This is a genomic window from Piscinibacter sp. (assembly GCF_050175855.1).
In the GTDB taxonomy this organism is placed as follows: Bacteria; Pseudomonadota; Gammaproteobacteria; order Burkholderiales; family Burkholderiaceae_C; genus Piscinibacter.
Genome location: NZ_JBFXIO010000163.1, coordinates 1 through 10,598 on the forward strand (window position 1 = coordinate 1; position 10,598 = coordinate 10,598).

11 protein-coding genes and 1 tRNA gene are annotated in these 10,598 nt (G+C 71.3%); 5 read left to right on the forward strand and 7 right to left on the reverse strand.

Annotated elements, in window-relative coordinates; translation table 11 throughout:
* Positions 1–627, forward strand: coding sequence for an SIMPL domain-containing protein (locus AB7U92_RS13595; RefSeq protein WP_428577608.1), 627 nt, complete (start codon positions 1–3; stop codon positions 625–627).
* 3 nt (positions 628–630) lie between these two features.
* Here the strand turns inward: AB7U92_RS13595 and AB7U92_RS13600 are convergent, their stop codons facing one another.
* Entirely contained in the window at positions 631–1,413 is a 783-nt protein-coding gene (locus tag AB7U92_RS13600) for a 3-hydroxybutyrate dehydrogenase (RefSeq protein ID WP_428577611.1), read from the reverse strand.
* A 56-nt stretch (positions 1,414–1,469) separates the two neighbouring features.
* Here AB7U92_RS13600 and AB7U92_RS13605 point away from each other — a divergent pair, with 56 nt between their 5' ends.
* The 4 genes from AB7U92_RS13605 (at position 1,470) to AB7U92_RS13620 (ending at position 5,611) form a co-directional block, all read left to right on the forward strand.
* On the forward strand, positions 1,470–2,336 hold the full coding sequence (locus tag AB7U92_RS13605; protein WP_428577614.1) for an alpha/beta fold hydrolase: 867 nt from the start codon (positions 1,470–1,472) through the stop codon (positions 2,334–2,336).
* Positions 2,333–4,591 (forward strand): RelA/SpoT family protein, encoded by a 2,259-nt coding sequence (locus tag AB7U92_RS13610; RefSeq protein WP_428577617.1) that lies wholly within the window; start codon positions 2,333–2,335, stop codon positions 4,589–4,591. The genes AB7U92_RS13605 and AB7U92_RS13610 overlap by 4 nt, the downstream gene beginning before the upstream one ends.
* Before the next feature lie 35 nt (positions 4,592–4,626).
* Positions 4,627–4,703, forward strand: a tRNA-Val gene (locus AB7U92_RS13615).
* 128 nt (positions 4,704–4,831) lie between these two features.
* Positions 4,832–5,611: a DUF547 domain-containing protein gene (locus AB7U92_RS13620; protein WP_428577620.1), complete on the forward strand. Its 780-nt coding sequence runs from the start codon at positions 4,832–4,834 to the stop codon at positions 5,609–5,611.
* Here the strand turns inward: AB7U92_RS13620 and AB7U92_RS13625 are convergent, their stop codons facing one another.
* The 6 genes from AB7U92_RS13625 to AB7U92_RS13650 all read right to left on the reverse strand — a co-directional run.
* Positions 5,612–6,229, reverse strand: coding sequence for a YHS domain-containing (seleno)protein (locus tag AB7U92_RS13625; RefSeq protein ID WP_428577622.1), 618 nt, complete (start codon positions 6,227–6,229; stop codon positions 5,612–5,614).
* A complete protein-coding gene (locus tag AB7U92_RS13630) occupies positions 6,229–7,584 on the reverse strand; it encodes an ATP-grasp domain-containing protein (RefSeq protein ID WP_428577625.1) in 1,356 nt (451 codons plus the stop codon). The genes AB7U92_RS13625 and AB7U92_RS13630 overlap by 1 nt, the downstream gene beginning before the upstream one ends.
* Positions 7,581–8,249 carry a TVP38/TMEM64 family protein gene (locus AB7U92_RS13635; protein WP_428577628.1) on the reverse strand — a complete coding sequence of 223 codons (669 nt, stop codon included), beginning with the start codon at positions 8,247–8,249 and terminating at the stop codon, positions 7,581–7,583. The genes AB7U92_RS13630 and AB7U92_RS13635 overlap by 4 nt, the downstream gene beginning before the upstream one ends.
* 13 nt (positions 8,250–8,262) lie before the next feature.
* On the reverse strand, positions 8,263–9,090 hold the full coding sequence (phnE, locus tag AB7U92_RS13640; protein WP_428577631.1) for a phosphonate ABC transporter, permease protein PhnE: 828 nt from the start codon (positions 9,088–9,090) through the stop codon (positions 8,263–8,265).
* Between the two features lie 13 nt (positions 9,091–9,103).
* Complete coding sequence (locus AB7U92_RS13645) at positions 9,104–9,940, reverse strand: PhnE/PtxC family ABC transporter permease (protein WP_428577634.1); 837 nt, start codon at positions 9,938–9,940, stop codon at positions 9,104–9,106.
* The coding region (locus AB7U92_RS13650) for a phosphonate ABC transporter ATP-binding protein (RefSeq protein WP_428577637.1) at positions 9,937–10,598 on the reverse strand (662 nt) is incomplete at its 5' end. The genes AB7U92_RS13650 and AB7U92_RS13645, both read right to left, overlap by 4 nt.

Here is a 10,598-nt window from a genome sequence, read left to right on the forward strand (position 1 = left end):
CTGCAGGGCGTGGTGTCGCTGTCGGCCAGCGCCACGGTAGAAGTCACCAAGGACCTGCTCAACGTCGTGCTCACCGCCACGCGCGAGGGCCAGGATGCGAGCGCGGTGCAGAGCCAGCTCAAGCAGGCGCTCGATGCGGCACTGGCCGAGGCGCGCAAGCACGCCAAGCCGGGACAGATCGACATCCAGACCGGCAACTTCTCTCTCTACCCCCGCTACGCGCCCAAGGGCGGCATCAACGGCTGGCAGGGCACGGCCGAGCTGGTGATCGAGGGCAAGGACATGGCCGGCATCGGCGCGCTGACCGGCCGCATCACGACGATGAATGTTTCGCGCGTGAGCCAGGGCGTGTCGCGCGAACTGCGCGAGAAGGTCGAGGGCGAGGTCACCGGGCAGGCCATCGCACGCTACCGCGCCAAGGCGGCCGACTATGCGAGGCAGTTCGGCTATGCCGGCTACGTGATCCGCGAGGTCAACGTCGGCACCAGCGAGCCGCCGGGCTTCGTGCCGATGCCGATGGTGCGTGCCAAGGCGATGTCGATGGCGGCCGACGAGTCCCTGCCGGTGGAGGCCGGCAAGGCACAGGTTTCGGTGAACGTCAGCGGCAGCGTGCAGCTGACGAAGTGAACCTCACTGGGCCGTCCAGCCTCCATCGACGGCCCAGGCCTGCCCGCGCACGTTGTCGGCACCAGCCGAGCAGAGGAACACCGCCAAATCGCCGAGCTGCTCCGGCGTGGTGAACTGCAGCGAGGGCTGCTTCTCGCCGAGCAGGCGGCGCTTGGCTTCCTCGTTGTCGACACCGTCCTTCGCGGCGCGGGCATCCACCTGCTTCTGCACCAGCGGCGTCAGCACCCAGCCGGGGCAGATGGCGTTGACGGTGACGCCGGTGGTGGCCAGTTCCAGCGCGCTGGCCTTGGTCAGGCCGACGATGCCGTGCTTGGCTGCCACGTAGGCCGACTTGCCGGCCGAGGCCACCAGGCCGTGCGCCGAGGCGATGTTGATGATGCGGCCCCAGTTCTTCGCGCGCATCGCCGGGATCGCCAGGCGCATCGCATGGAAGGCCGAGCTGAGGTTGATGGCGATGATGGCGTCCCAGCGCTCGACGGGGAAGTCCTCGACGTTGGCCACGTGCTGGATGCCGGCGTTGTTGACGAGCACGTCGACGCCGCCGAACTCCTTGGAGGCGTAGGCCATCATGGCCTCGATCTCGGCCGGCTTGCTCATGTCGGCACCGTGGTAGCCGACGCGGATGCCGTGGGCCTTGCCGGCCGCCGCCACCTCGGCCTTCGGGCCTTCGGTGTCGCCGAAGCCGTTGAGCACCACGTTCGCGCCCTGGGCGGCCAGACGGCAGGCGATGCCCAGTCCGATACCGCTGGTGGAGCCGGTGACGAGGGCGGTCTTTCCTTTGAGCATGAGGCTTCTCCGACGATTGACTTAGCATCGATTATGGAGAAGCCACTGACCCGGACATGACAGAACCTCGCCTCGACAGCGTGCAGTGCCTCGGCGCCCGCGGCCTGCACCGCATGGCCTACGCGGAATGGGGCGAGCCGGCCAACCCGCGCGTGCTGCTGTGCGTGCACGGCCTGGCGCGCCAGGGCCGCGATTTCGACACCTTGGCGCGCTCGATGAGCGACCGCTACCGCGTCGTCTGCCCGGATGTCGTCGGCCGCGGACGCTCCGACTGGCTGGCCGACCCGGCCGGCTACCAGATCCCGGCCTACGTGGCCGACATGGTGACGCTGCTGGCGCGCCTGAACGCGCAGGAACTGCACTGGGTCGGCACCTCGATGGGCGGGCTGATCGGTCTCGGCCTGGCCGCGCTGCCCGATTCCCCGGTCAGGAAGCTCGTGCTCAACGACGTCGGCCCGGCGATCGAAGCGGCGGCATTGCAGCGCATCGGCACTTACCTCGGCCAACCGCTGCGCTGGGGCAGCGTCGAGGAGGCGGCCGACTACCTGTGGAGCATCTCCGCCAGCTTCGGCCCGCACAGCCGCGAGCAGTGGCTGGCGTTGACCCGGCCGATGCTGCGGCCCGATGGCGACGGCTTCAGGCTGCACTACGACCCGGCCATCGCGGTGCCGTTCCGCGCCATCACGCCGGAGTCGGCCCGCGCCGGCGAGGCGATGCTCTGGGCGAGCTATGACGCGCTGCGCTGCCCGACGCTGCTGCTGCGCGGGGCCGACAGCGACCTGCTTTCCCGCGAAACCGCGCAGGCGATGACGCAGCGCGGCCCGAAGGCTCGGCTGGTGGAGTTCGAGGGTGTCGGCCATGCGCCGACGCTGATTGCCCCGGAGCAGATCGCCGCGGTGCGGGAGTTCCTGCTGGCGCCATGAAGACGCAGACCGCGGACGCCCGCGACGACGCGGCGCCGATCGTCCAGCTGGCCGATGCCGGCCCGGCGGCGCTGCCTTCGGGCGAAGCCGATCTTGCGCCGCTGGAGCGCGCCCGCGCATTCGCCGAGCCGCTGCTGGCCGGCCGGGCACTGGATACCGGCGAGGATGCGCTCACGCATGCCGATGGCGTGGCCGGCATCCTGCAAGGCATCGGCGCGGCGCCGTCGATGCGGGCCGCGGCCTACCTCGTCTATGCGGGCGACTTCCTGCAGAAGCCGGAAGAAGTCGTGACCAAGGCGTTCGGCGAGTCGTACGCCAGCCTGGTGAGCCACACGCGGCGACTCGTGCAGATCCAGCGTGCCGCGCGCGAGGCACAGGTGGAAGCCCAGCAGCGCGCCGGCCAGACCGAGCGGGTGCGCAAGATGCTGCTGGCCTTCTCGCGCGACCTGCGCGTGGTGCTGCTGCGCCTGGCCTCGCGGCTGCAGACGCTGCGCTGGTTCGCCTCCAGCCGGCAGCCCTGCCCGCGTGCGCTGGCCGAGGAGTCGATGCAGGTGTTCGCGCCGCTGGCCAACCGGCTGGGCATCTGGCAGGTCAAGTGGGAGCTGGAAGACCTGTCGTTCCGCTTCCTCGAGCCCGAGCAGTACCACCGGGTGGCGAAGCTGCTCGACGAGAAGCGCGTCGAGCGCGAGCAGGGCGTGGAAGCCTTCCGCACCGAGCTGCAGGCCTTCCTCGCCGGCTGCGGTCTGAAGACCGAGGTGCAGGGTCGGCCCAAGCACCTCTACAGCATCTGGAAGAAGATGCGCGGCAAGGGCCTCGACTTCGCCCGCGTGTTCGACATCCGCGCCATGCGCGTGATCGTCGCCGACGTGCCGGCCTGCTACGCCGTGCTGGCCCGCGTGCACGAACGCTATGTGCCGGTGCCCGGGGAGTTCGACGACTACATTGCCCGGCCCAAGCCGAACGGCTACCAGTCGCTGCACACGGTGGTGATGGACGCCGAGGGCCGCCCGGTGGAGATCCAGATTCGCACCCGCGCGATGCACGAGCACGCCGAGCACGGCGTGGCAGCGCACTGGGCCTACAAGGAGGCCGGTGCGAAGGGCTATGCGGGCGTGAGCGCCGGCAGCGACTTCGATGCCCAGGTGGCCGAAGCACGCAAGGCGGTGCTGCGCCAGTTGCTGGCCTGGGAGCGCGAATTCGTCGAACAGAGCAACGAGCCGGGCGAACCGGACGGAGTGGGCGTCTTCGACGACCGCATCTACGTCTTCACGCCGCAGGCGGCGGTGGTGGAGTTGCCGGCCGGCGCCACGCCGATCGACTTCGCCTACACGCTGCACACCGATCTCGGCCACCGCTGCCGTGGCGCCAAGGTCGACGGCCAGATGGTGCCGCTGAACACGCCGCTCAGGAACGGCCAGACCGTGGAGGTGACGGCGATCAAGGAAGGCGGGCCGTCGCTGGACTGGCTCAACGGCGAGCTCGGCTACCTGCAGAGCTCACGCGGCAAGGCCAAGGTGCGAGCCTGGTTCAATGCGCTGGCGCAACGCGACACCATCGCGCGCGGTCGCGAGGCGGTGGAGAAGCTGCTGCAGCGCGAGGGCCGCACCGCGATCAAGCTCGACGACCTGGCCTCGCAGCTCGGCTTCCGCAACGCCGACGCGCTGTTCGAGGTGGTGGGCAAGGACGAGTTCTCGCTGCGGAACATCGAGAGCCTGCTGCGCCCGGCCGAGCCGGCGCCGAGCGACGACGAAGCGATCGTCGCCAAGCACGTGAAGGCCCCGGGCCGGGTGCCGCAGGGCGGCGTGCTGGTCGTGGGCGTGGATTCGCTGCTGACCAGCCTGGCGCGCTGCTGCCGGCCGGCGCCGCCGGACGTGATCGGCGGCTACGTCACGCGAGGCAAGGGCGTGGCCATCCACCGCGCCGACTGCAGCAACTTCCGCGAGATGGCGTCGCGCTCTCCGGAGCGCGTGATCGCGGTGGCCTGGGGCGAGCGCAAGGGCGAGGGCGGCGCGGTCTACCCGGTGGACGTGGTGGTCGAGGCCAACGACCGACAGGGCCTGCTGCGCGACATCACCGAGGTGTTCGCCAAGGAGAAGGTCAACGTCACCGGCGTGAAGACGCAGTCGATCAAGGACGCCCGCGGCGGCACGGCCTGGATGACCTTCACCGTCGAGGTCGGCGATGCCTCGCGGCTGAGCCTGGTGCTGGGCCAGGTGGCGCGGGTGGCCGGGGTGCGCAGCGCGCGGCGGAAGTAGGGCGCGCCGAGCCTGCTATACTGCGAGGCTTCCGTAGGCGCGTAGCTCAGCTGGTTAGAGCACCACCTTGACATGGTGGGGGTCGTTGGTTCGAGTCCAATCGCGCCTACCAACACATCCGAAGGGCCTGGCCGTTGCGCCGGGCCCTTCGACTTTGTGCGCCGTCCTGGCTGAGGCATGATGCCGCGCATCATGCTGACGCCCCCTCGACCCTCGCGACGGCACCTCCTCCTGTCAGCGGTGGCCTGCGCACTGCCGGTGCGGGCGCAGTCCGGCTTCGACCACACCCACGCCGCCTGGACCGCGCTGCTGCGACGCCACGTGGTCGTGCTGCGCGGCGGGCAGGCCTCGCAGCTGCGCTACGCCGCGCTGGCGGCCGAACGCGCGGCACTGCGCAGCTACCTGGAGAGCCTGTCGGCGGTGAGCGAGCCGGCGTTCAAGGCCTTCGGCAAGGCGCAGCAGCAGGCCTTCCTGATCAACGCCTACAACGCGTTCACCGCAGAACTGATTCTCACGAAGTACCCCGACCTGAAGTCGATCAAGGATCTGGGCAGCCTGCTGCGCAGCCCGTGGAAGCCGGCGTGGATTGCGCTGCTCGGCGGCAAGGTCTCGCTCGACGACATCGAGCACGGCATGCTGCGCGAGCGCGGCCGCTACGACGAGCCCCGCGTGCACTTCGCGGTGAACTGCGCCAGCATCGGCTGCCCGGCGCTGCGCGAGGAGGCCTTCGTAGCCGAGCGGCTGCCCGCACAGCTGGAGCAGCAGGCGCTGCGCTTCATGAGCGACCGCACGCGCAACCGCTACAACGCGTCGCGCGAGCGGCTCGAGGTATCGAAGATCTTCGACTGGTTCGGCGAAGACTTCCGTCTCGGCCACCAGGGCATCGCGTCGCTGCCGGCGTTCCTGGCGCGCTACGCCGACGTGCTGGCCGATGCCCCGGCCGACCGTGAACGCATCCGCGCCGGCCAGGTGGCGATCGCCTTCCTCGACTACGACTGGGCGCTCAACGACGCGCGCTGATCAGGGCTTGCCGGCCTTGGCGCGGGCCACCATCTGCGCCAGTTCGTCGCCCGACTTGTAGTGCGGCACGCGCCAGACGAGGCGCTTGCCGCGCTGCCAGAAGCTGTTGGTGCCGGCCACTTCCTCGGACCAGTAGCGGTTGGCCAGTGCCAGATTGCCGGGGATGTCGAGCTCGAAGGCTTCCTGGCTGCCGCGGCCGCCGAAGATGTAGAGCTTGCCGTCGATGATGCGCCAGGTGTCGGCATCGCCGCCCCAGGGGATCGCGTAGGCGATGCCGTTGGCGCAGTAGCCGCCGAACTGCGGCAGGTACTTCGCGGGCTGCGCGTCGAACAGCGCCTTGTGCTCGGGGCTGGCGAAGCGGAAGGTCACGCCTTCGTAGACGCTCTTGATGCTCGCCTGGCCGGGCTGGTAGCGGCCCTGGGTGAAATAGGCCACCACGTCGGCGCCCTTGAGCATCACGCGGGCATCGTCGCCGTCCTCGATGGCGTTCACCGGCTTGAGCGCGCCTGACGGGTTCTGCGCCAGCATGGCGCCGCAGCCGCTGAGCGCGACGACGCAGGCGGCCGCGGCCAGCGCCGCGCGCAGCAGGCGCGGCAGGGCGGGAAAGCTGAGGACCATCAGGAAGCTCCGTAGGGAAGGGGGGAATCGGTGAGCGCGGCCGGTGCCGTTGCCGTGGCGGCGTGGTCTCGATACGGCGCCGGCCAGCCGAGCAGCGCGCTGGCCCGCTCGGCACGCTCGCGCAGGTCGGCACGGTCGTGGCCGCCGAGGTGCACGATGCCGTAGCGGTGGCTGCCGGTCCATTTGTAGTCGCGCGCCAGCGCATGGCCGTGCTTCGGGAAGCTGAACACCAGGCCGTCGGGGAAGTCGCGTGCGAACGCATGCCGCTGCCATGCCGAGGGGGGCGCGGGTGGCGTCTCGCCCTCGAGCGTGCGGTAGACGAGGCTGGCGGCAGCGCCGGCGCCGGGCGCATCCCGTGGCACGCTGCGCGGGTCGCGGCCGAGCGCCATCGCCAGCGCCATGGCATGCGCATCGGCGCCGAGCACGCGCCGGTACAGGTCGCCGAACTGCGAGGCCATGCGCGGGTTGAACTCGATCACGCTGAGGCGGTCGGTCGAGGCGTCGTGGAAGAACTCCATGTTGAAGAAGCCATGGCGAAAGCCGATGGCGCCGAGGAAACGGCGCGCCACGTCGAGCGCGCGGACCTGCACCGCGGCATCGAGCCGGCTGGGCACCTCCCAGCGCATGAACGCCTGCGTGCCAGGCATCATCACCGCGTCGACCACACCCAGCGCATGCACCTGGCCGTCGAACACCCAGCCGTCGAGGTTGTACTGGGCGACCTGCGGCAGCACCGGCTCCTCGAGCAGCATGCGGTGCGACGGCCCGGCCTGCGGCAGCCGGGCGCGGCAGACCCGCTCGAAGGGCTCGACAAGGTGGCGGATGACCCACAGCTCGCGCCGGCCGAAGCGGGTGTGGCGCTGCAGTTCGGCTCGGCTCTCGACGCGGCGCGCCAGCACCGAGAAGGCGGCCTTCACCGGCTTCACGTAGCTCGGGTAGTCGATGCCTTCGGGGATCGGCTCGCCGTACTCGGCCTGCAGCGGCGCGAAGCGCAGGTTCGCCTCGGGCGCGACCTGGTCGAGGACGCGGCGCGCATGCAGCTTGTGCTGCGCGGCAAGGATGCTCTCCGGGCTGGTGCCGGGCAGCCCGGCACGCTCGGCCACCAGCGCAGCGGCCAGGGCGCCGAACTGCTCGTGGTGCGACAGCACGCCCTGCCAGTCGCGCCGGCGCGCGCGGCGCGCCTGGCGCTCGGCCATGCGTTCGAGGTCGAAGCCGATCAGCGCGGCATTGCTCGGGAAGCTGAAGAGATCGAAGCCCGCGGTGTCGAAGCGCGCCGCGCCGGCGGCCTGCATGGCGGCCCGCGCCTGGGCATCCCAGTCGTAGGCAAACAGCCAGCCGACGCGCGGGGCGGTCATGGCGCCACCGCCTTGTGCAGTCGCTGGCGCAGCCACCACAGCGTGCCCAGCAGCAGCGACGCGCCCAGCGCCAGCGGGATCGCGTCGGCCGGCGTGGCCGAGCTCAGCTGCTGCGCCGACAGGCCCAGCCACACATACGGCACGGTGCCGAGCGTGAGCCCAGCGAGGCTGGGCAGCACGAAATCTCGCAGCGGCATCCTCGTCAGGCCCAGCAGGGGATTCAGCACCGGAAAGGGCACCAACGGCACCAGCCGGAGCGTGAACAGGGCCCACCCGCCATGCCGCGCGAGGAAGACCTCGAGCGGCTGCAGGCGATGCCCGAAGCGCTCCTGGGCAGCCGGCCGCGCCAGGTGGCGCGCGACGAGGAAGGAGGCGGTGGCGCCGGCAGTGCAGGCTGCTCCCACCAGCAGGGTGCCGGCCACGGCGCCGAACAGCGGCCCGGCCATCAGCGCGAGCACGCTGCAGCCCGGCAAGGTGATGGCCGACAGCAGCGCAAACAGCAGCGCGAAGCCCAGCGTGAAGGCGACCGGGTGCTGGTCGCACCAGAACTCGCAGCGCGCCAGTTGCTGCTGCCACCAGGCGGCGTCGGAGAGGCTTTCCCAGTGCACGAGCCCGCCCGCCAGCGCAGCGGCCAGCAGGGTCAGCGCGATCAGCCGGGCCATCATCGGTCTTCGTCCTTCAGCGAGCCAGCAGCCGCCGCGCGCCGTAGCTCGCCGCGTCGACGATGGCCACCAGCACCAGCATGCCGGCGAGGATGGTGGCGGTCTTGCCCATGTGGAACAGGCCCATGTGGAAGGCCAGCAGCTGGCCGAGGCCGCCGGCGCCCACCACGCCCAGCACGGCGGCGGCGCGGATGTTGTTCTCCCACCGGTACAGCGTGTAGCTCAGCAACTGCGGCAGCACCTGCGGCAGCGTGGCATAGGCCATCACGCGCAGCGGCCCCACGCCTTGCGCACGCAGCGCGTCGGCCGGGCCCGCCGGCGCGTTCTCGATCGCCTCGGCGAACAGGCGCCCGAGCACGCCGGCGGTGTGCACCGCCAGGGCCAGCGTACCGGCCATCGGCCCGAGGCCGGCCGCTATCAGCAGCAGCGCCGCCCACACCAGCTCGGGCACGCTGCGCAGGGCGTTGAGCAGCAGCCGGGTCGGCGTGCGCCACAAGGCGCGTGCTCCGGCGTGGCTGCGGCTGGCCGGCAAGGCCAGCGCCAGCCCGGCGACGGCGGCCAGCAGCGTGCCCAGCGCCGACATCGCCAGCGTTTCCCAGGCCGCCCAGGCCACCTTGCGCAGGAACTCCGGCTGCGTGTCGGGAGGGAAGAACTCGCCGAGGAAGCGGCCCATGCTGCGCAGCGCATCCGCCGAGAAGAACTGGGCCCATTGCAGGTCGAGGCTGACGAAGCTCGCCACCACCAGCACGATGATCCCGGCGGTGAACCAGCAGGCCTTGCAGCGCGCGTCGAACAGCGGCGGCGGCAGCCGGTAGGGCGGGTTGGCGGCGTCGCGTCGGTCCATCGTCACCCTCGCGTCAGCCGAGCGCGCGGCGCAGCGCGCTGCTCACGTGGTCGGCCAGCGCCACCAGCAGCATGAACACCGCCAGCATGGTCAGCACCTCGCCGCCGGCGAACATCTTCATCGAGTTGTCCATCTGCTGGCCGAGGCCGCCGGCACCGACGAAGCCCAGCACCACCGAGCTGCGGATCGCGCACTCCCAGCGGTAGACGGTGTAGCTGGTCAGCTCGGCGGCGTTCTGCGGCAGCAGCCCGTAGAAGAAGGCCTGCAGACGGCCGCTGCCGTTGCGCATCAGCGCCTCGGTGGCCTGGGCGTCGCCGCTCTCGAGGATCTCCGCGTAGACCTTGCCCAGCATGCCGCCATAGGTGAGCGCGATGGCCAGCACGCCAGCGGTGGGGCCCAGGCCGACCACGCGCACGAACACCAGCGCCCACACCAGCTCGGGCACGCTGCGCAGCACGATGAGCAGCCAGCGCAGCGCCTGGCGCAGCCAGAAGGGCCCGCGCGCCATCCGGCCCGACAGCGCCGAGATCGACAGCACACGGGTGCTGGCCAGAGTGAGGGGGATCGCCAGCAGCAGCGCCAGCGTTATGCCGGCGGTGGCGATGGCCACGGTGCGCCAGGATTCGCGCGCCACGAGCGCGAGGAACTCGCCGTCGTGGGCCGGCGGCCAGAAGCTGGCGACGAACCGGCCGCTGACCTTCAGGCTCTCCGGCTCGAACAGCGTCCACGGCCGGAATTCGGTGGCCTGCAGCAGCGGCCACAGCAGCACCACGCCCGCCGCCAGCCAGGCGAGCCGGCCCAGCCACGCCGGGTCACGTGCGGGGGGCGTCAGCGTGACGGCCGGATTCATCGGCAATGCATCACCACCGGCTGCCGTGCCGGTGACTCGTCGGGCACGGCCACCGGCGCACCGGCGAGCTCGTGCTCGTGCTGGGCATACAGGCGCGCGAGGTGCTCGCGCGTGACCTGCGCGGCGCTCAGGTCGAAGGCCACGGCACCATCGCGCAGGCCGACGATGCGCGGAAAGCGCGCCAGCGCCACGTCCACCTGGTGCAAGGTGGCCACGAGCGTGACGCCGCGCCCGCGGGCTTCGTCGCACAGCGTGGCGATGGCCTGCTGTGCGCGGCTGGGGTCGAGCGCCGACAGAGGCTCGTCGACCAGCCACAGCCGCGCCGGTGCGAGCAGCGCCCGCGCCAGGCCGACGCGCTGGCGCTCGCCGCCGGACAGGCGGTCGACGCGGTCGAACAGCTTGTCGGCGAGGTCGAAGCGGTCGAGCGCGGCGTGGGCCGCCGGGATGTCGTCGGGGTAGAACAGCGAACGCAGGCTGCGCCACAGGCCCAGCGCCGGCAACCGCGCCGCCAGCACGGCGGTGACGACGCGCTGGCGCGGCGGCAGCGGCGGCACCTGGGGCGCGAGGAACAGCCGGCCGCGCAGCCTCTGAAGCGCCGGGCACGGCAGCGACCAGGGATCGGTACCCTCCAGCGTGAGCCGGCCGCCCGAAGGCGGCA

Excerpts from the sequence above, each read along its gene's own strand:
- AB7U92_RS13635 (WP_428577628.1), bottom strand. The coding sequence starts at position 8,249 with ATGATGGCCCGGCTGATCGCGCTGACCCTGCTGGCCGCTGCGCTGGCG.
- AB7U92_RS13625 (WP_428577622.1), bottom strand. The coding sequence starts at position 6,229 with ATGGTCCTCAGCTTTCCCGCCCTGCCGCGCCTGCTGCGCGCGGCGCTG.
- AB7U92_RS13645 (WP_428577634.1), bottom strand. The coding sequence starts at position 9,940 with ATGAATCCGGCCGTCACGCTGACGCCCCCCGCACGTGACCCGGCGTGG.
- AB7U92_RS13610 (WP_428577617.1), top strand. The coding sequence starts at position 2,333 with ATGAAGACGCAGACCGCGGACGCCCGCGACGACGCGGCGCCGATCGTC.
- phnE (WP_428577631.1), bottom strand. The coding sequence starts at position 9,090 with ATGGACCGACGCGACGCCGCCAACCCGCCCTACCGGCTGCCGCCGCCG.
- AB7U92_RS13630 (WP_428577625.1), bottom strand. The coding sequence starts at position 7,584 with ATGACCGCCCCGCGCGTCGGCTGGCTGTTTGCCTACGACTGGGATGCC.
- AB7U92_RS13605 (WP_428577614.1), top strand. The coding sequence starts at position 1,470 with ATGACAGAACCTCGCCTCGACAGCGTGCAGTGCCTCGGCGCCCGCGGC.
- AB7U92_RS13600 (WP_428577611.1), bottom strand. The coding sequence starts at position 1,413 with ATGCTCAAAGGAAAGACCGCCCTCGTCACCGGCTCCACCAGCGGTATC.